20 protein-coding genes are annotated in these 20,260 nt (G+C 52.2%); 4 read left to right on the forward strand and 16 right to left on the reverse strand.

Annotated features, from left to right (window positions below; translation table 11 throughout):
* The first annotated feature begins 7 nt into the window (after positions 1-7).
* The 3 genes from sctS to sctU are packed head-to-tail and all read left to right on the forward strand — an operon-like array spanning position 8 to position 2,148.
* Complete coding sequence (gene sctS / locus EAW52_RS22835) at positions 8-274, forward strand: type III secretion system export apparatus subunit SctS (RefSeq protein WP_122044194.1); 267 nt, start codon at positions 8-10, stop codon at positions 272-274.
* A complete protein-coding gene (sctT, locus tag EAW52_RS22840; RefSeq protein WP_122044195.1) occupies positions 274-1,065 on the forward strand; it encodes a type III secretion system export apparatus subunit SctT in 792 nt (263 codons plus the stop codon). Before sctS ends, sctT begins: the two co-directional genes overlap by 1 nt.
* A gap of 3 nt (positions 1,066-1,068) precedes the next feature.
* A complete protein-coding gene (gene sctU / locus EAW52_RS22845; protein ID WP_122044196.1) occupies positions 1,069-2,148 on the forward strand; it encodes a type III secretion system export apparatus subunit SctU in 1,080 nt (359 codons plus the stop codon).
* Between the two features lie 525 nt (positions 2,149-2,673).
* Here sctU and EAW52_RS22850 read toward each other — a convergent pair.
* The 13 genes from EAW52_RS22850 to EAW52_RS22910 all read right to left on the reverse strand — a co-directional run bounded on the left by EAW52_RS22850 (position 2,674) and on the right by EAW52_RS22910 (position 13,777).
* Positions 2,674-3,078 (reverse strand): hypothetical protein, encoded by a 405-nt coding sequence (locus EAW52_RS22850; protein ID WP_122044197.1) that lies wholly within the window; start codon positions 3,076-3,078, stop codon positions 2,674-2,676.
* Positions 3,079-4,045: 967 nt separating this feature from the next.
* Positions 4,046-6,208 (reverse strand): coiled-coil domain-containing protein 22, encoded by a 2,163-nt coding sequence (locus EAW52_RS22855; RefSeq protein ID WP_162997696.1) that lies wholly within the window; start codon positions 6,206-6,208, stop codon positions 4,046-4,048.
* Between the two features lie 41 nt (positions 6,209-6,249).
* The gene (locus tag EAW52_RS22860) at positions 6,250-6,735 is read right to left on the reverse strand and encodes a CesT family type III secretion system chaperone (RefSeq protein WP_162997697.1); all 486 of its coding nucleotides are present in this window, start codon (positions 6,733-6,735) and stop codon (positions 6,250-6,252) included.
* 269 nt (positions 6,736-7,004) lie between these two features.
* Complete coding sequence (locus tag EAW52_RS22865; protein ID WP_122044198.1) at positions 7,005-7,343, reverse strand: type III secretion protein HrpV; 339 nt, start codon at positions 7,341-7,343, stop codon at positions 7,005-7,007.
* An 18-nt stretch (positions 7,344-7,361) separates the two neighbouring features.
* A complete protein-coding gene (gene hrpT / locus EAW52_RS22870; protein ID WP_256680661.1) occupies positions 7,362-7,568 on the reverse strand; it encodes an HrpT family type III secretion system protein in 207 nt (68 codons plus the stop codon).
* A complete protein-coding gene (gene sctC / locus EAW52_RS22875) occupies positions 7,565-9,664 on the reverse strand; it encodes a type III secretion system outer membrane ring subunit SctC (protein WP_122044199.1) in 2,100 nt (699 codons plus the stop codon). The genes hrpT and sctC overlap by 4 nt, the downstream gene beginning before the upstream one ends.
* 59 nt (positions 9,665-9,723) lie before the next feature.
* The gene (locus tag EAW52_RS22880; protein WP_074825831.1) at positions 9,724-9,948 is read right to left on the reverse strand and encodes a type III secretion protein; all 225 of its coding nucleotides are present in this window, start codon (positions 9,946-9,948) and stop codon (positions 9,724-9,726) included.
* A 75-nt stretch (positions 9,949-10,023) separates the two neighbouring features.
* Positions 10,024-10,587, reverse strand: coding sequence for a type III secretion system stator protein SctL (gene sctL / locus EAW52_RS22885; protein WP_122044200.1), 564 nt, complete (start codon positions 10,585-10,587; stop codon positions 10,024-10,026).
* Positions 10,577-11,152 carry a type III secretion protein gene (locus EAW52_RS22890; RefSeq protein WP_122044201.1) on the reverse strand — a complete coding sequence of 192 codons (576 nt, stop codon included), beginning with the start codon at positions 11,150-11,152 and terminating at the stop codon, positions 10,577-10,579. Before EAW52_RS22890 ends, sctL begins: the two co-directional genes overlap by 11 nt.
* Positions 11,152-11,958 carry a type III secretion system inner membrane ring lipoprotein SctJ gene (gene sctJ / locus EAW52_RS22895; protein WP_122044202.1) on the reverse strand — a complete coding sequence of 269 codons (807 nt, stop codon included), beginning with the start codon at positions 11,956-11,958 and terminating at the stop codon, positions 11,152-11,154. The genes EAW52_RS22890 and sctJ overlap by 1 nt, the downstream gene beginning before the upstream one ends.
* A 10-nt stretch (positions 11,959-11,968) precedes the next feature.
* Positions 11,969-12,334, reverse strand: a complete 366-nt coding sequence (gene sctI, locus EAW52_RS22900; RefSeq protein ID WP_122044203.1) for a type III secretion system inner rod subunit SctI — start codon at positions 12,332-12,334, stop codon at positions 11,969-11,971.
* 37 nt (positions 12,335-12,371) lie between these two features.
* Positions 12,372-13,295 (reverse strand): harpin HrpZ family protein, encoded by a 924-nt coding sequence (locus EAW52_RS22905; protein WP_122044204.1) that lies wholly within the window; start codon positions 13,293-13,295, stop codon positions 12,372-12,374.
* Positions 13,296-13,345: 50 nt separating this feature from the next.
* Entirely contained in the window at positions 13,346-13,777 is a 432-nt protein-coding gene (locus EAW52_RS22910) for a hypothetical protein (RefSeq protein WP_122044205.1), read from the reverse strand.
* Positions 13,778-13,932: 155 nt separating this feature from the next.
* Between EAW52_RS22910 and EAW52_RS22915 the strand changes: the two genes are divergently transcribed.
* Complete coding sequence (locus EAW52_RS22915; RefSeq protein WP_122044206.1) at positions 13,933-16,404, forward strand: type III effector HrpK domain-containing protein; 2,472 nt, start codon at positions 13,933-13,935, stop codon at positions 16,402-16,404.
* A gap of 68 nt (positions 16,405-16,472) precedes the next feature.
* On the opposite strand, the gene EAW52_RS22920 is transcribed toward EAW52_RS22915, so the two are convergent.
* From EAW52_RS22920 to EAW52_RS22930, 3 genes are all read right to left on the reverse strand, one after another.
* Positions 16,473-17,384: a sigma 54-interacting transcriptional regulator gene (locus EAW52_RS22920; protein ID WP_122044207.1), complete on the reverse strand. Its 912-nt coding sequence runs from the start codon at positions 17,382-17,384 to the stop codon at positions 16,473-16,475.
* A gap of 71 nt (positions 17,385-17,455) precedes the next feature.
* Positions 17,456-18,301, reverse strand: a complete 846-nt coding sequence (locus EAW52_RS22925; protein ID WP_256680852.1) for a sigma 54-interacting transcriptional regulator — start codon at positions 18,299-18,301, stop codon at positions 17,456-17,458.
* Between the two features lie 714 nt (positions 18,302-19,015).
* On the reverse strand, positions 19,016-19,933 hold the full coding sequence (locus EAW52_RS22930; RefSeq protein ID WP_162997698.1) for a transglycosylase SLT domain-containing protein: 918 nt from the start codon (positions 19,931-19,933) through the stop codon (positions 19,016-19,018).
* Positions 19,934-20,260: the final 327 nt, after the last annotated feature.

A 20,260-nucleotide genomic window follows, 5' to 3' on the forward strand; every position in this document is an offset into this window, starting at 1 on the left:
GGCAGCCATGGAAGCGTTGGCATTGTTCAAACAGGGCATGATCCTGGTCGTTATGCTCACGGCCCCGCCCCTGGCGGTGGCGGTACTTGTAGGGGTCGTCATCTCACTACTCCAGGCCCTTATGCAGATCCAGGACCAGACGCTGCCCTTCGGTATTAAGCTGGCCTCAGTGGGTCTGACACTGGCGATGACCGGCCGCTGGATCGGTGTGGAGCTGATCCAGTTCATTAACATGGCGTTTGACCTGATCTCCCGCTCCGGCGGCGCACACTGATGCCGTTCGACGCCCAACATGTCTTCGACCTTATGCTCGGCCTCGGCTTGGGTATGGCGCGGCTCTTGCCCTGCATGATCCTGGTGCCCGCCTTTTGCTTCAAATACCTCAAGGGTCCCCTGCGCTATGCCGTGGTCATCGTGGTAGCCATGATTCCGGCGCCCTCCATCAGCCAAGCACTAAGTGGGCAAGAGGACCTTATTGCAATGTCGGCACTGCTGATCAAGGAAGCAGTCCTCGGTACGCTGCTTGGCATTTTGCTCTATATGCCGTTCTGGTTATTCGCGTCGGTAGGTGCCCTGCTCGACAGTCAGCGCGGCGCGCTCAGTGGCGGCCAGATCAACCCGGCGCTAGGCCCGGATGCGACCCCGCTTGGAGAGCTGTTTCAGGAAGCGCTGATCCTGCTGGTGATCCTTTCGGGAGGCTTATCACTGATCACACAAGTGATTTGGGACAGCTATCTGGTATGGCCTCCAACCGCCTGGCTGCCTGGCATGACGGCCGATGGGCTAAACATCTTTCTCGAACAACTCAATCAAACCTTACAGCACATGATGTTGTATGCCGCCCCGTTTATCGGCCTTCTACTGCTTATCGAGGCGGCGCTCGCCATTATTGGTTTATACGCTCAGCAGCTGAATGTCTCCATCCTTTCCATGCCCGCCAAAAGCATGGCGGGTATCGCCTTTCTGATCATTTACCTGCCTACCTTGCTGGAGTTGGGTAACGGGCAGATTCAACACTTTAAAGATCTTAAATTCCTGTTCAATCACCTCATACAGGTCCCCTGAGTCATGGGCGAGAAAACAGAAAAAGCCACGCCTAAACAGTTGCGCGACGCACGCGAAAAAGGCCAGGTTGCTCAAAGCCAGGATCTCGGTAAATTACTGGTCCTGATGGTAGTGAGCGAAATCACCTTGGGGCTGGCCGATGACAGCATGGGCCGTTTGCAGCACCTGTTGGACCTTGCGCTTGTGGCGACAGGTCGCCCCTTTCTTGCCACAGTAGGCCAGGTGGCCAGCGAAGGTGCCACGGTACTGATTGGCTTTATCCTCTGTAGTGTCGGGGCGGCGATGCTGATGCGCCTGGCAAGCAGCTGGATGCAGATTGGTTTTCTATTTGCACCAAAGGCGCTCGAATTCGACATCAAGAAAATCGACCCTTTCTCCCATGCCAAGCAGATGTTTTCAGGCCAGAATCTGACTAATCTGCTCTTGAGCATACTCAAGGCAGCCGCTATTGCGATAACGCTGTATATGGTTGTAAAGCCCGAATTAGGCGCTCTGATACTGCTTGCGAACTCAGACCTGACGACCTATTGGCATGCACTACTGGACCTGTTTCGCCACATCCTTCGGACCACGCTGGGTTTATTGTTGGTCATTGGTGCTTTGGATTTCACTCTACAAAAATACTTCCATGCCAAGAAACTGCGTATGAGCCATGAAGACATCAAGAGTGAGTACAAGCAGTCCGAGGGCGACCCACACGTTAAGGGACATCGTAAGCAGTTGGCTCATGAGCTCTTGAACAAAGCGCCTTCTGCGCCACCCAAACCGGTTGAGGATGCTGACATGCTGGTCGTCAATCCAACCCACTATGCGGTTGCGCTGTTCTACCGCCCCGGTGAAACGCCGCTGCCACGCATCCTTTGCAAGGGAGAGGATGATGGCGCACTGGATCTTATTGCCCGTGCCAAGCACGCACGGGTTCCAGTCGTACAAAGCATCTGGCTTGCCCGAACGCTTTACAAGGTGAACACAGGGCACTACATCCCACGACCTACCTTAACGGCGGTGGCTCATCTTTATCAGGTCATAAAACAGCTGGATGAGGTAACGGACGAAGTGATTCGTGTCGAGGATGAATTGTAGGGACGCACCACGTTCATCCCCATCTACCTATTACTATAGTTTTAAGTATCCTTTTAAGATCACTAACAAACTTAAGGCGATTGATATCATGATCATTACGGCCTCATGCCTAGAATCATGAGACAGCGGCTGCTGTCACTGGAGTAGCCTGACGTACATGTAAAGGCTCTACACTGCAGAAAGATATGCCTGAACGATTGAAACGCTAACACTCTAGTGATCAAGAAAATACTGCGTCCACGGAATGAAGTTACCGGGACTCTATAAACGGCTTTAATCTATGGCCTAACTGACTATGCTCACCAAATGCTCGCTGGGCGCTGGGTAGCCAGTGCGTAGCCGACCTAGGGTGGGCATTGAAAACGAACCACCGTACATGATGACTAGAAATTTCCAGTCGCCCAGCCTGGTATGGTTAGCTGATACGCATTCTGCTTAATGAGATCCCACTGCTAAAGGTACTCCTGGTCGCAAGCATTCGATCAGGAGTACTACTTGTCTAAATTAACGCTTTAGCGATGTTCTTCATTTATCAAAGTTCTGCACATTCGCAACATAGGCGTTGGTCAATGCCTGTGCAGGATTCCGCGAGCCGCCCGTAACGATGCCTTCTACACTGGTCATTGCAGTTTTCGTAACGCCACCAAGCCCACCGGATAGGGTATTGAGAGCCCCTTCGTCACTATTTCCAACCCCCTTTAAAACGTTACCAAGCCCCGGAACATACTTTAGGTGTTCTCCAGCATTGGCCATAGCGTCCTTAACTGTTCGATTACCCTTGGGCTCCTTCCCATATGTAACAGGCTCCTGCGTCTGCGTGCAGTTAAAGGCGATGACATCCTCCTTGTTTATATCTGATTGGGAAGCCCTGGAAGAGCCGGGAGACTCTGGTGATACGCTATCAAATGGTCCTGTTGAATCTATACGCATAAACGGTGCCTCGATCAAATCGACAGGGAGTGCTTCTCAAATGGTTGCCGAACTAAGTGGCATCAGGACATTGTTGGTTCCAAACCAGGCGTTTGATCCCACAAGAAAAAAGCTTGTGGCATACATATCGGCCTGTTCCCATAGACTCCTCTAGTAGCCCCTGAGCCCCTGAGCTCAGCGCTTGGATTAACATGCTGATACGCAGAATAAATCCAATACCACTAAGAGCGCACTCATTGTCCCAGTCATCCAAATAAAGCCGACCGTTTTTGACTTGGGCTAATACTTCGGTAATGGCGACTTGTCACGCTCCCATAGCTCTTTGCGATGCCTCATGCCTTTATCGTGGACATAGCTAGACCGGGAGGTAGTAGGAATTTTGGCGGATTGGGCGAACCACAGCGTTTGTACTGCAGTTGTAATGGCTTCTTTTTAGCGGTTTGCCGGCATCTCCTTCTGATACAAATGCACCGTAGGGAAGATAGTTATAGTGCTATTGTCCCGGTTAAGCTGATTCGCCATCACTGCGCTACAAGGGTGCATGTGCGGTAGTATCGCTCGGGTCGAGTAATTAGCGATTTCTGACTATTCACTATTTACTCGTGCTAGAGATGGCGTAACGCTTACAGATAAGGAAACTTATTTATAGGTCTGTAGAACGTGATTTTTTGACGGCCTGGCAGGATAGTACACAGTAATGATTGGCTCACAGCCCAAGCGTAGGCCCATTGATGACTGAGCTGGCGCAAAGCCAGGATACCAACATCTGCGGTTCACCCATGCATGTTTAACGTTGGCAGTTTAGGCAACCGTCATATGTCGAGGTAGTGCTGAGTATCGGATGTAGGTTAGACAATCACTGAGTACCGGGCATTGAAGTCAATGCCCGGCCTCTTGCTTGTTGTTAAGAAGAGCAACAGTCAACTGGAGCGGTAACTTCGCGCGTTCGCGTCCATGCGAGGTGGTATTAACGTTGTGGCTGTTTACTTGATTCGCCACGTCCTTGCTGTCCGCTTGACTCACCACGCTCGGCACTCGAGACTGTCTTACCCTTAGAGCTAAGGGTCGCCATCTCATGCTCTTCTGCTGCAGCCGATCCACCGTCTGCACTATTGGCTTGGGCTTCACGGCTCGGCCTGAATAGCGTCTGTGCGCCGCTTCCGATCATCCTTCCGGCGTCTTCTAGCAGACTTGGTGTAGCCTCTAGCATATCGGTGACTGCCGTCTCGGGTATTTCGCCAATACCTTGGAGTACCGTGTAAGCATTTTCCGCCAATCTAGCTACACCATCCTTAGTAGCATGGGTATAGGCGTCCCGTCCCGGGTTGAACACATTAAGCCTCGCCGTATTGAGACGATCAAACCGACCTTGTTCCGGCTCAGGAAGGTTCTTCTCCTTACGCTCTGCCGCCGCGGCCTTCTTATCGGCAGCGGTCTGCGCACCAATCCCAAAACCACCCCACGCCTGAGATAGCAGCATAATGGATTGAACGCCTGTAACGAATCCTGTTACCCCAGCTTTGACAGCAGGAGAGCTGTTTTCTACGGCTTTGATGGCTGGGTCTAATACTCTCTGATAGCCCAGCCCCACCGTCAGGGCAGCAATTTTGTTCTCATACACCTTGCGAGCGCTGGTGTCCGCTGGGTTCAGTTTTGCCCACCCTGCATCGATGGTATCCTTCAGCCTGGCTTTAAGCGGAGCATCGGATGGTTTTTTCATCGTGTGGGCAGGAAGCGCACGTCCATACTGATCTTTCATTTTGGCGTTGAGCCCGTCGGCGCCATGTGTGGCACCCATGAAAAAACCAGCAATGATGGAGCCTAACGTAATAGCACCTGCTTGCTGGGTACTTGTCAGGTCCATATTGCTTGTAATGGCTGCACTTGCTCCTTGAATGCCAGAAAAGAAAGACCAGGCCTTTGCCTCACCCGGCAGAGATCCTGTTTTATTGGCATTCTTGCTCTGTTCATGCTCTTTACGAAGATCTGCGACCTCCTTCTGCGCTGCCTTCATTTCATCTTCGTTACGCTCGCGCACAACACCGTTTTCACTGACAAACTTATTAGGCGCAGGTAAAACTTCCGCAGTATTGATCGGGCGCGTCGCCCCCCCCATTATTTCCAGAACGACCGGTGCCAATAGTTGGGTTCCGATTTCATGTGCAATACCCGTGGTAGCTCCAGCACCAAATACCTGAGCGGCTTTATTGCCTTCCAAACCGGCCAAGGTGAAGGCCCTTACCGTGCCGAGTGCAAATCCGGACAACCATCCCTGACGCGCGCCCTGGCCGATGAATGCCATCCCCTTATTTTTCCAGTCACCACTGACTTTTTGGTATTCATCTACCAATAAAGTTAGTTTTGCCTGATCAACAGCCTTTTTGAAGTCAGAAGAGATATCTTTCTGAAGTCCTTCCAGTTCTTTTGTAGTAGCAGTCCATGGCTTTGCTTCATCCTCATGTCCAATTGCTTTCAGAGAGTGTTCGATCAATGAAGCTTTCTCATGAGCCTGAGCAACCATGTTTGGGACATCGCAGGCTGTTTTAGTCGCATAGGCCGAAAAACTTAGCTCGCTACGCTGAATATTTATCTTGGCCTCTTCAGGCAGCCCATCCATCCTCTTCACTTCTTCGTACTTAGCTGCCTGGTGGGCAAACAACTCTGTTTGTTCCGAGAGAAGCTTTTTAAGCTGCATCGTTAGCGCTTGCATTCTATCCTGATCGGGTTTGGCGCCCTTCAGAATCTCTTTTAACTCCTGAGTCGTCTGCTGCTGTAGCCTTTCTATATTGTCGGCAACTGGATTCTCAAGGCCAAGATCCCTTGCAATCTGGGGGAAACTGACAAAGGCGCTGTCAGGCGAATCCGTTTTTTCCGCATGTTTCTGCAATTCTGCAAGATAGGAACCTTCAAGTTGCATGCGCTCGCTTAAATACTCTTTGCTAGCGACTTGAGGCTTCTTTGCGAATTTTGCCGCCTCGGATCTGAGCTCTGGCGACATTTCAAAAGGAGTCGCGGTAGGCGAAGGGGGGTACGCGCCGGGCATCTGGCTCTGCTCTATCGCTCCTTGGTGTGAGGTAGTTACACCCTCCACCGAGGCCCGTTGAATCTCATCAGTTTCTGACGTATGCACGCCCTGGGCGCCAGCGGCGCGCCCGGTATGGATTGGGAGCATTACAAAGCCCTCCTGGAAAACGAGGTACGTGGCAGCTGCGTTTCTTTGGCGACTACAGGCGTTCGAGGTTTGGACGTTGTATCGCTTAGGAAGAAGTTCTGACGCCATGCGAGAGCGTAGTCCGCCAGTGATCCCATTTGATCCAGAACCGCCTGACCAGTCAGGCCTGACAATGGTTGCGCCGCACTGAGCATCATGTGCCCGGACTGTTCGTTACGGCAGAACGTTACGGGTTTTGCTGAGTTCACCATGTGAAAGTTGGTATCAAGCAAGCGTGACAGCACTTCTTCTCGGCGTTTGTCCGGCAACGAACCGAGATCACAATGAATCACGAGGTGGGCTTGTGCCTGGTTTCCAACTGGGTACATCGAAAAGTCCACGCCGCGAATGGACAGATGTGTCAACTCTTGAGACAAGACAGTTTCAGGAATGAGAGTCAGCTGGCTGATTTCTTCCAGCAGTCGGTGATAGTGTTGCGAAGCCATACTATTGTTCTCCATTGATGTAGCAGTAGAAGTGCTACGCCACCAGGGCATTGCTCCTGAGAAGCAATGCCCTCTATGTGGAAGATGGCTTCTATCGGTTCCAATCGTTTATTCGTTCTTTTCTACATTGAAGGTGCAGTAGGATCACCACGCCGAGTTTCATCACCGAGCAGTCGTCTTATTTCAAAAGAAACGAGCCTTACGGCCGGCTGTTTTTCTATCAAATGGGTAGTCACAGCCAGTGACATGCACGCTTAGAACGAGGCGATTTATTCAGTCAGGTATTCAAGCCCAGCAAGAACTAGCTGCTGCTGTTGAATACCATCCAGGGATTTAACCGACTCGGAGAGCGTGGGCAGCGCATGCCAAATAGCGAACCCACATCTTGGATCCAGGGATAAAAGGTAATTCTGGTAACGCTCGGCATCAGTAAATCGGCGCGCCAATATCTGGCCCGTTTGCTCGCGGGTAAGTACACCACGCTGGATACGCAGCGCCATTCCCCACTCCAGATGTTCGCGGCAACTGGCGAAGCAGACTCCCTCTGCTATCGACCAGGTTGCCGCCTGCCCTGCCAACAGCTGGGTGTAAAAGGCGTGCTTTTCCATTACCCGAATCATCCATCTTCAATCTCTTAGCCGCACCACCGTGAAGTCCACGTCAGGGTCCCGGTCATTCAAACCCTGCCGCATATCCTGAGGCCACCAGATGACCAGTTGGCGATCTGTTGAATCGGGACGCTCACACGCATAGCCCACACAGCCGGAGCGGCTTGCGCAACCGCCTAATAAGGCGAGTGCGATAAGAGTGATTGCATAGCGGCCACGCATCATGGGATAGCTCTCCGTAGCAGTGAGGGACGACTTTGGGCAGCATTTTTCAAGGACTGCTGGGGCTGGCGCAAGGCAATGAATATTTCGCTCTCCTCACCGGGCTCCAGCCACGCATGAGGCCAGGCCGCTACCGCCATGACCCACCGGCCCCCACAGCGGCTTTCATCAATACGCAAGGGCTTTTCGGTCTGATTACGGGCTACCACGACTGCTACGCCCCACTCCTTTCGGGTAAACCATTGGGAGCGCTGCCGATCCAGAACCAGACCATTGGCCGGATCGCATAGGCTGTCAGGCTCAAAAGGCAAGGCAGAAGACAAGGAAAGCCCAGTGGGCGAAACACCGTCTACCAGTTGTGTAAAGACCCGCTCGATGTCTCCACGCGTAGGCTGGACAAAGCCATCCCGCCGGGTATCAATTCGCTTCATCTGATCATCCACATCATGAGGGTTACCATTTTGCACATAGCGCGCCGGGTCTACCTGATCGCCTATAAGCCGAGGCGTGAGGATGAACAGTCGCTCACGTTGGCTTAGTTCGCGGCTGCGTGATTGGAAAAGCAGCTTACCAAGGACCGGTATATCTCCCAGAAGCGGTACCTTTCTGACCCGATCATTGGCTTCCAGCCCGTGAAATCCTCCGATGACCAGCGACCCATGCTCCGCAATCACTGCTTGAGTACTGACGTTTCCCTTGCGGACAGCCGGTTGTTCGTCGTTGATCTGGGAGGCATCGATCTGACCGTCTTCTATATCAACGATGAGCTGCACCTGAGACTTATCCCCATGATCGAGCGAACGTGGAATGACCTGCAGGCTGGTGCCAGCGGTGATAGGCTGAATATTAGCGACACGCTCGGCTAACGCGGTGAGGTATTCCGTTCGGCTGAAGTCGATAACGGCAGGCTGGTTTTCCAAGGTCAGAATCGACGGGTTGCCGATAATAGAGGCCGCCCCATTACCTTCCAGCGCGCGCAGATCAGCAGAAAATTTGCCGGCGTCCTGAATAAACAACGTGGATGTCGTTCCAGGCTCAAACAGGTTTGCACCTCCGCTTACACTACCGGCGTTAAAGTTCCAGCGGCTGGACAGCTGCGCTAGCTCGTTACGGTCAATATCAAGAATTACTGCATCAATTTCGATAACATTCCGTGGAACATCCAGCTGCTTGACGACCTGTTCATACATTGCCTTGCGCTTGGGCAAGTCATAGATAAGGACGGCGTTGTTACGAACATCTGCGCTTACACGGATTCGACTACGAGACGAGCTTTCTTCGCCCTTTGATTTGCGCCCTGATCGACCCAGGACTTGATCCAGCCCCTGCTCTATCGCACCAAAATCCATGTCGTTTCCTATGCCGCCATAGCTCAACCCAAGAGGGTTCGCGGCCCCTAATCCACTCGAGGTACCGCTTGGGCGTTGCGCGAGGTTAATGCCATTGATCGACTCGCCTCGAGAGCGACTCTCCAACAGCTCCTGAAGGATGCTGGCCACCCCCGCCACGTTCAGCTGCTGATCACGGTAGCGAATGGTTCGGTCAGCGGCATTGGCATACTTCAGCGGCAACACCACGATATCCTGTTTCTCTGCCTTTTCCGGTGCCTCGACTTTCTGGCTGTAGTCACGAATGAATTGCACGTACTTAGCCGGGCCACGAACCAATACCACCCCCTCATCCGGCAGGATGCCCCACCCAAAGCGTGGGTCCAGAAGGCCTACATCAGTAAGCGCTTGCTGCAGATCATCAACTGCATCCGGTGACACCTCGATACGTGTGGAGGTCTGCTCCCGTGTCGGACTGACATACAGCGTTTCGTTATAAACGAACCATTGAAAATGGTTTTCCTGCCCCAGACGGTCTAGAAAAGCCTGAGGGCTGGCGGCTCGAATACGGCCGTCCAGGACAGCATCCATTGAAGGCATGTCCAGACTCATGCCGAACTCTTTGGCAAAATCACCAAGCGCCCTGTTCAGATCTGTTTGCCGGGCGTCATAGGCATAGGCCGTATGTTTCCAGCTTTCAGGTACTGCAGCCCATCCAAGAGGGCTGATGACACACAACAACCAAGGCAACCACATCAAGGCCTTTCGCATTTCACGCTCCCTGGTCAAAAAAGAAGGCGCCGCGGTGCAGGAGCCGCGCCGTCGAACAGTCACTGGATTCCGTCGATGATGGCTTTGGTCATGCTGTGCTTGGCCCGTAGCGACTCACCCAGGACCGTGCTGGCAACCGCGCTTTTCCGGCTGGCTTCGTTAAACAGGCGCATGTCTTCAACATCGCACGTATCGGTGGCGATCATGCTGGCCTCATCCATCTCGGATTGTGCGCTCTTGTAGGCATGATCGAGACGGTTCTGCAGGGTTTTCAAATTGAGCATGATGGGACTCCATCTTAGGGATTCGGCCCTGAGTGGATCCTGCGCGGTAGGTAGTTCCATCTCGTTTGGAGATGGCTACAGCAGTAGGCCGTTGCGCAGGCTTTCCCAGTCGACGTCAAACGAGCCATTGGTATGAGTAAGTCTCAACGACCCCACAGGCAAAGCATTGTTACTTTCCAGCCGCCACAGCTTGGCAAAGCGGCTGTGTGACAGCCACTCGCTTACGGTTTCGGTAAGATCAGGATGACAGCTCAGGGTTGCAGCGACCGCAACGGGCTGGCTGTCAGCCAGGTTGCGTAATAGTGCCCGGATTCGCTCCGGAAGCTGAGCCTCATCCAGCAACCTGGACAGGCTCAGATTAAGCAGCTCCTCCACCGAAACCAGTGCCTCTCGCCGAAAGGCCTCCCGCTCCTCGTGGAGCTCCTGAAGAAATTCATTGGCAACCGACCAGAACTCGCCAACGGCCTGATCGATCAGCTGTTGTCCTTCTACCAGAGCCTGCGTTCGAATCACTTCAGCCTGCTGTTGGGCATGCTCGAGAATGTCCTGTGCACGTAATGCATCAACAAGATCTTCCCTGCGTAGCACAGGCTCGCTAATGACAGCCACACCGAGGGACAGAGAGCGCCTAGCCAGCATGTTGAATCTCCATACCTTCTGTTACCTGCCAAAAGACAGCGGGCCAGAGTGTCTGTAGTCTGGAGCAAGCCATGGTGTTAGCTGCTATCGCCTTTATAGGACTTTCCTCCAGGGCGTTTGGCGACCAGTAGAGGCGAACCCTCGACCAGTAACTGACGCCCAACCAGACACCTAGCAATAGGCGCGGGTCCAGTGACTTGCTATCTAGCCAAAGACCCGGGCGCAGCGCCTTTGCGACGCTACGACACCACGGGGTGTACTCGTCGTTTACCGATGAATCAGGATGTTCAGGTGAGCAGATGCGGCCTACCAACGATAAGGCGAGTTGACTCTGTGAGTCATCCAGCGACAGCCACTTCAACGTGTGAGCCTCAGGCTCAGGAGGCTGCAGGAAAACAACACCTGCAAATTTTAGGAAGACATCAACACGCTGTATGGCCAGTGTCTCGCAAATAGCTGGCGGAAGCCCTGACTGGTCAATGAAACGGGCCCTCCACTCAGGGTGCGCGTCGCGCCAGGCGCAACACCACCATTGGACCCAGCGTTTGCTGACGTTTGTAGACATCAGATCCGGCTCGGCAAATTAGAGCCGCCTCCGCGCCGCGAGGTGACACGTTGCAGCAAGGCCGATCGCCAGTCGGATCGAACCAGCAACATCAGTACGAGTACAAGTAGAACCATTCCTGCCGGGGCTACCCACACCATCCGACTCCAGAAAGCCGCCTTTTCGCTATCCACGAGGAATGGGCCGAGGCTGACCAGTTGCTGAGTATCGTGAAACTCGGCGGCCGGGACGAACACAATGGAAAACTTTTTTGAATCCATCGTCGTAGTACCTGACATTCCCGGAATACTGCTTGCAACCATTTGCTGTATACGGCCCCGTACACTGTCTGGATCAAGGGCTGCAGCGTGCTTGATAAACACCGCCGCCGAGGCGGGTTGCACAGGCTCGCCAGGGGCAACACGCTCTGGCAGTACCACATGGACGCGGGCCACGATCACGCCGTCAATTTGGGACAGCGTAGCTTCCAGCTCTTGTGACAATGCGTAGATATAGCGGGCGCGCTCCTCCAGAGGGGTGGATATGACACCTTCTTTCTTGAAGATCTCACCCAGACTGGTATGAGTACGCCGCGGTAACCCTGCCGCATCAAGTATCCTTACCGCGCGATTAATATGGGCGCTGTCCACGGAGACGACGATACCTGTCTTCTCCGTGCGTTTATGCGCCTCGATGTGCTGGTCAGCCAGCGACGCAATGACATCATTGGAGTCCTGCTCGGAAAGTCCGCTGAACAGATCGGTTTCCTGACTGCATCCTGCAAGCAGCAGAATACTGAGCAATAGCGTCGCGACAGACCCTTTCACAATGGCTTACCTACTGCAGGTTGGTCAGTTTATCGAGCGTTTGTGCAGTCTTGTTGACCACCTTGGTAGTGACGGCCATCTGCAAGGAATACGCTGACAGCGCGCGGCTCATCATGGTCATGTCCATAGGGTCATCAGCACTTGCAGCGGCTTTCATATTGCGCATGGCCTGCTGTGAGAGCTTGTCCGTGCTCTGGACGCGATCCACCAGTGCTCCAGCTACCAGGGCAGGTAATTGCCCTGGCACCGCGGCGGCGGTCCCAACACTCATCGCTGCGGAAAACAGATCGACGTCCGCCTGTGAAGGCTCCTGAATCAGCCCCTGGTCGATATCAACGCTTGGCTGCTTTGCTTTGCTAACGGATGTAATCGTCATTTGAAGACTCCAACAGACGGTGTCGATAAAAGGTGGGTCAGCTCGATGCCTGTGTTTGTAAGCCGCCGCCCTGTAACAAGGCCTGCACCAACGCATTCGCGGTTTCCGCTGCACTGCTGTTCAAGGTGTGTTGACCAGCGCCCTGTGGCTGACCATTACCCACACCACCGTTTCCACCTTCGGCGAGGGTCGCCTCTAGCCCTTTCTCGATCAATGCACTCAAGAGTTTGGCAAGCTCATCGACGCTGCCGCCTTGCAATGGCTGCCCTGCGCTACTAGGTGAGTTCTGATTACCCAAAGCTCCCGAATCACCCAGGCCAAACCCCCCGCCCCCCTGCCCTAGACCCTGGCTACCTTCTGAAGCATTAGCCTGCAGCTGCGAGCCAAGCTTATCGAGCGCTGCACGAAAATCGCCTGTTTCTTCCTCGCTCAGGTAATTATCTTCCTTGAGCTCATTTTTCCATGAGCCTGAATCTGGGGGTGGAAAGTCCTTGGGAAACTTGTCCATGAACTCAGCAATCTTTTCCAGCATGGGCATATCGCTTTGGGAAAAGGTAGTGCCCTCTCCTTGCTTGGAAAGCAGATCATCCAAGGAAGATTTGGCCAACCCGTTGAGCACTTTGGACATGAGGTCTTGCTGGCTGCCACCGTTAAGGCCTGCGGAATCTGCAGCGCCGAAGTTCGGGCCCAGCTTGTCGCTGATCAGACTCTCCAGACCTTTTTTAAGATCCTCCGGCCCTGATCCCTGTATTCCTTTTTCTTGCATGTGCTGGGCGAGCATTTTTCCCAATGGGGATGACTCATCCAGCGAGCCGCTTTTGGTCAATTCCTGCAAGAGCTGCTTGATCACATCTTCCAGTGACGGCTTACTCTGGGTTTCCTTGGATCCGGTCAGCATTAGCGACTCAATATCCATCCTTGGCAATTGATTAGGGATCACACTATTCATTATGGTTGACATAGTTCCTGCTCCTTAAGGCCTGCGCCCCTCAAACCGAGGGGCAGCACGTGTTAGTAGCTGATGCCCTTGGCGTTTTGCGCTGCGGAACTGATCTTCTTGTTAGAGGCGTCATCTTCCATCGATTGGATGGAGTTGAGCGTATTCTGGATAGCGGTCCGCCGGCTCGCCTCACCTTGCAAGCCAATCAACGCTGCGTTGTTTTCATCGTTTTTCTTCATCTCAGCACGTTGGGCCTCAATCGAGCTGCTGGTGCCCGTCTTTTCATTTATGGCTTGCTGAGTACTAAAGTTAGCCTCGGCCTGATTAGCGCCTTGTACAAACTGGCCACCGGCATTGGTCACGTCACCAACGAAACCCGTAAAACCGGTATTAGGATTATTGACAGGATTAACCATGGCATATGCACCTTTGTAGTGATTCGAGAAATACCAGCATCGTTGCTTGGTGCACATGCGTGGCACCGCCTTGGGGATCGGTTCCATGTCACTTCAAGAAATTCTTCTGGCTGCTCTTACTACCGGCTCCCGTATTCACTCTAGCGCTCATGTATAGGAACACAGCGCTACCTGAATGGAACTGCGCAGCGATACCTGCCACTCAGCCCCCACACTCCGGCTTCCTACACAGGTAAGTATCCATGCGCGTATCCAATCCCACGCCAGGAATGGGAACTATTGCCAATCCAGACGTCAGTTTTGAACTCTCTCCAACGGGCGCGGAATCCAGTGCTGCGCCAGCTGAGCGCAGAGGCAATACCGGTAACATTATTCAGTTCGGCACCAACGCTCCATCCACGCGGCAGACGCTGCCAGGTAACGCATCTAACGCATCTAACGCGTCGCTTACGCGTGACGGGTTAATTTCTAAGCTTGTACAGTTGCTACGGAACCTGGAGCAACCGACAACCCCATCAGCTCAGACAACACCAGGACAGTTCCGGCCGGAACGGCCAGATATGAGCCGTACACGACCTTCTGTTGAGCAGCCAACGCAAGTAAGAGAAGCCGGTACCGTAGGGACAGTCAGCGGTACTGAAACCAGTGATCCACCCACTACGCCTAAAGCCGCCGATGCGGACTTTCTGGATAACTCAAAGTACTCCGCTCCGGAGGAGCTAAAGAAATACGATGCACTGGTGGCTCATCTGCCACCGGCGGAACGAGAACAGGCGGCAAAAGAACTCAATCGCCCGATTGCCGCCGCCAAGATGGCGGCTGAAGGTAAAGAGGGCTCGGCCCAGGCTAAAGATTTCATCAAGGCCAATCCGGCGCTCGAGAAAGCGCTGGATACCAGCAAGCACGGCGGAAAGTGCGACGGCAACATTTCTAAAAACGATTACAAGTCCTTTATCAAGAACATGGAGAACGCTGCAAAGGCTGCATCCAAGGATGTCGAGGCGTATCAAAAGGAAAACCCGGGCGCGGATCCACAATCATTAGCCATGGTCCGCTCCGCCGCGATGCTGCGTGCTAACGAACCGCTAGCCAAAGCAGGCAATCCAGACAAAGAAAAAAGTGTTGGTAAATACATTACCGATGATGCCTTGAAGGGGCTTCAAACAGGGAACCCAGGGCTTTCTCCAAAACTTGCTCAAACAGCCCAGACCTTTTCACAGCCTGGTTTTCTGCACATGCTTGATCAAGGCGGCTTTGAGGGGGAAGGTCTTGCACTACACAATGCAGACAAAAAGATCAGTACCAAAAACATAGACGACTGGATCAAGAAACAAGCGCCCAAGAATGGTGGCGAGTTCGCATCCATGATGAGCGACGCCGCTACCCGTAATGCAGTGGCTAATGTGGACATCAGTAAACTCAATGAAGATGTCTTCAACCACCCCGACAATTACACGGGTGAGCAAAAAGCCGCCGTCATGGTCAAGCTGCAGGAAACGCTCGAGCAAGTCCAGGGAGGAAGCAAGCTAAGAAAAGTAGACAAGACCTCCGAGGCGCTACAGCAAAAAATTGCTCAGTTGCAGACCGATGAAAGCGTTAAAACCTATCTGGACAAGGCAGTTCCTGCACAGGAAAGGACCCTGATTGCCAGCGACCCCGCCCTGAAAGAGGCAGTCAACAAACGCCACGAAGATCTGGTATTAGGTAAGGCACTTGAGCAAGACATGCAAGCCGCCCGGGACCAGGCCGCCAAGGATAACAAGGGCAAGAAGCCAGAAGACTGTAAGCCTGTGGATTATAGCCAGGCTATTGGCCACATGACGGCAGAACTCCAGTTACAAGGCGACCTGAAAGGTAAAGATAACGTACCCACTACCAGTCAGGTCTTAGACCGCCGTCCGGACCTTAAACAGGAAATTGATCGCTCCTATCAGGAGAACTTTGTTCAAGGTAAAGCAGCCGAGAGTGCACTTAAACAGGACCAGAAATCAGACCCTAAAGATGTTCTGTCCCAGGTAGATGCGAAGAAGTTAGCGTATGAAGACGCTATTCCGCAAAGCGCTACGACTGCAGCGCAGAGCGGCTACGCCGAAGCGACCATGAAAGCCTTAACTACCACAGCCAAAGGGGCAAGCGTAATCAAGGACTTGAAGGATGCGGGTACGCTTCCAAAAGATGCTGACGAGAAGAAAATGACAGGTCAGCAGCTGTATTCTCAACTAAGAGACAATGTGGAGAAACAGACATCTGCGTCAGACCTCGGTAAGGGCGGTAAGACCCTGTTAGCCGGCAGCGGCGCTGTTAGCGTAGCTAGCCTTTTATCGGTCTCAGAGCGCTTAAATAACGGAGACACCGCTGGCGCAGCCAAGGCTATTTATGACGGAGCCAAAGGCTCAGCTGAGTTAGGTAAGCTGGGTTATAACGCCGTGGCACAAAGCCTTGGCAAGGATGCCTCTGCCGGTCTCGGACGCATGGCGGGTGCCGTCGCAGGACGTGTAGTCGGAATGGTTGCGGGCGAAGCAGCTGGATTGGCAGCCGCCAGTGCCATTGGCGCCGCGGCCGGACCGATTGGCTGGGCAATTGATGCCGTTCTAGCCATCGGCTTTGGTATCAAAGCTATTATCGATGCGGTAAACAAACACAAGAAACAGGAAACATTCGACCACAACGTTGACCCTACACTGGAACAGTTCGGCATACCCAAGGCGCATTAATGTAGAAAGTTGCGCCTTCCTTGGACCGCTCAGCCTGCATAAGTCAGGCTGAGCGGTTCAGATATAACTCAAACATCCAGTTCTTTCATGCGGTGGTAAAGCGTCCGCCGAGGAATATCCAGCTCACGGCTAACGGCATCGATAGAGTGCTGGTTTCGCTTGAGCGATTCCTGAATCAATACCCTTTCAATAAGCCGTAACTGGAACTTGAGTGCTGTAGGTGACTCCCCCTCGCCTACCAACTCGCTGTCGAACAGCGGCAAACCGAGCACGAAACGCTTGGCAGTAGACTTTAGCTCGCGAATATTCCCAGGCCAGTCATGGTTCAACAGGATCTGAGACACAACCGGATCAACTTTACCGGCTTCGAGTTCAAGCTCTCTCGCCGCACTTTTTAAGAAACGGTAAAACAGTGGAAGAATGCGCTCACGCTGGAGCCGCAGTGGTAACAACTTCACCGTTAGCACATTAAGTCGAAAATACAGGTCACGCCGAAACTCACCCCGCTCGACCAATCCGTCCAGCGGGCGCTGGGCAGACGCGATCACACAGATATCAAGCGGAATCGGTGTGGTTGATCCCAACCGCTCCAGCACACGCGTTTCCAATACGCGCAACAGCTTGGGCTGCAAGGCCAGCGGCATGCTGTCCAATTCGTCCAGGTAAAGAGTTCCTCCTTGTGCGGCTTCTATGTATCCGACACGAGAACGATCAGCACCGGTATAGGCACCACTCACCACGCCAAAAAGTTCGCTTTCACAAAGCGATTCCGGAATCGCAGCACAATTCATTGCGACAAAGGGTCCCTTACGCCCTGAGAGCAAATGTATGTGTTGGGCCAATGTATCTTTACCAGAGCCAGTCTCGCCCGCCAGCAACAGATCGACGGCGAATTCGGAAAGGCTCTGTGCAATGACATCTAGATCAGGCAGGTCAGGTGAGACCGCCAATGCTTCGTCAAGCAAATCATACTCGCTCATTCTTGACCTCGAATACTTCAAGAGCGCGGGGACATCCCGATGCGAGATTCCTTTCGCCTTTGGGAAGAAAACTAAAGGCCTAACTCCTTTATTCGGTGATACAGCGTACGTTTAGGTATATCCAGCTCTTGAATAACCGCATCGAGCTGATGTTTATGTCGCTTAAGCGCATCTTGAATCAGCAGCCGCTCGACAACTTTCAGCTGTGATTTGAGCCCAGCTGGCTCTTCAGAAAAAACAGCATCACAGCCCTCCGCCCCCAACAGCGGAAACCCTAGGACGAAACGCTTGGCCGCTGATTTAAGCTCACGAATATTGCCTGGCCATGAATGGCTGAGAAGCAACTGGACATAATGGTTGCCCAGGGTTGGCGCTGGCTTGTTAAGCTCATTTTTCATGGCTGTAACGAACTGGTCGAACAAAGGCAATATCTGTTCACGCTGCTGACGTAGCGCGGGCAACCGGATGGTTACCATATTGAGTCGAAAAAGCAGATCGCGACGAAATAACCCTTGTTCCACAAGTTCATCCAACGGGCGTTGCGCAGAGGCAATAACACGGAGATCAACAGGAATAAACTCTGTGGATCCCAATCGCTCAACTCCTCTTATCTCCAGGACACGTAGCAGCTTGGCCTGTAGCGCCAAAGGCATACTGTCGATTTCGTCCAGATAAAGAGTCCCGCCGTCTGACGCTTCTATATACCCCTGTCGGGAACGTGTGGCGCCCGTATAGGCTCCGTTTACAGTACCAAATAACTGACTTTCGGCAAGTGCCTCTGGTATAGCGGCACAGTTAAGCGCAACAAAGGAGCCGGACCGCTCCGAGAGATCATGAATTTGTCTTGCTAGCGTGTCTTTTCCTGTACCCGTCTCGCCATAAAGCAGAAGGTCTATTTTAAGATGGTTAAAATCCAGGCCAGCCCCAAGAACGTTGTGCGCGTTATTATTATTACAGTCCGCACGATCTTGTATAGCGGTTTCTGTTTGCATCGACAACTCTCACCTTGAAGGTCGAGAATAGTAATATCTTTGTAACCAAAATCGTCAATATGTGAATTGAGTTGTGTGAATAGGTTAACAAATAGCAAACTATCTTTTTCTTGCTTTTATTAATCAAAACATAGGATTAAAACAGCTATTTGAAACTACAGGGCATGCATAAAACCAAGGTCAGATGCACCGAGTTTTGCCAAATCAAATAAAGGCATAAAAGCCGGAAGAAGGTAATAAAAGCTTCATATTATTGAAAACTCTCTAGACAAAACCTGTACATCATCCAAGGCGGATTGGATAGTTCAAGGGGCTAAGATTCAGACAGTGGCTGGTTTTTATCTTTAACAGTGCGGTTTATCGTCATTTATCAACCATACTCCTATGCATATGTTGTAAAAGATCAGGAGACTTTTCACAAATGGCTTTTATCACCGCGTTTTCTTAATACGTTCAGAAGTCCATTAAGATACTAGGGCTCGACACAAGCATTCTTTTTGAAAAAAACTGAGCCAGTTCTTGTCTAGAAGTTGCCTGATAACTTATGCCACGTAACGGTTATAAATATGGAAATAAAATTCTAAATATATAGATAATAGAAATATAAATCTTAATGGTAATATGTTACACATCACTTGATTAAGGCGTGGCGGCAATAGCCGACTGCCCTTTCTGCATTTCCGACGTATGAACGGAGCTGCCAGAGCGCGCAAGCGTATCAAGATTAGCTGTCAATAACCTCTCTTTAGCGATGGGAATGACGAGATGCCCCGGACCGCCTATGGTGTTGCCGTTAACATAGGCAGGGTTTAGCCGCTGTAGTTCCTTTTTTGGGATACCTGATATAAGCGCCAACTGCGCCAGCTCTACAGGACGGGCCAAGCGAACCGTAATAAAGTATGGCTCATCCGCTACAGGCTTCAGCTCTATGGCATGCCCATGAGGCGATTTGACAAGAATGGATAGGGCCAGGAGCCGTGGGACATAATTTTGCGTTTCACGGGGTAAATCCAGATGCCAATAATCGGTAGGAAGCCCTTTCTTGCGATTGGCCTCTATTAAGCGCGATACGGTCCCCTCACCTGCATTATAGGCGGCTAAAGCCAATAGCCAATCACCTCCAAACTGCTCATGTAGACGTGTTAGGTACCTCATGGCAGCGTGTGTTGACGCGATAATATCGCGCCGCGCGTCATAAAGCGACGTCTGGCGCAAGCCGAAATCTGTACCAGTACGGGGCATGAATTGCCATAGTCCGACCGCCCTTTGGCTTGAGATGGCCATTGGGTCATAGGCACTTTCGATCATAGGCAACAAAGCCAGTTCGGCCGGAAGGTCATTTTGTTCGAGACTTTCAACGATAAAATGCAAATAAGGTGCGGCCTTGCCACTGGCGGTGGTTATAAAACGCCGATTCTGGATTAACCAGTTAAGCTGCTGATTAATCCGATCGTTACGCCCAACCTGATCCACCAGGGCAAACCGACTGCTCACCCTTCCCCATATATCGGACCTATTTTCACGTGGCATAAGTGGCTGGGAATAGTCAGATACCATGATCGGCTCCTGCCCCTCACGAATGACCAAGCGTGGCGCGCGTGCCTCGGGTAGTTGAACTGAATCATTAAGCTGGCAACCTGCACATAAGGCAATAGAAAAAAGAAAACTAGCCCGCAGAGAGGCAAAAGGCATACGAAAGAAAAACCGTTCCATGATAATAAGCACCTAAAACCAAACAGCTCTGTGTGGTTTGAAGTGAATATTGGTTCCTACATAGTCCGAGTCTAGAAGTCCAAAAATGAATAATTTTAAATTTAAATTGATATTATAATAATCAATTTTAAAAAAATTTCCTGATTCAAGCAGAACGCATTGGCAGCTCTT

Source organism: Pseudomonas sp. LTJR-52, from assembly GCF_003691465.1.
GTDB classification, from domain to species: Bacteria; Pseudomonadota; Gammaproteobacteria; order Pseudomonadales; family Pseudomonadaceae; genus Chryseomonas; species Chryseomonas luteola.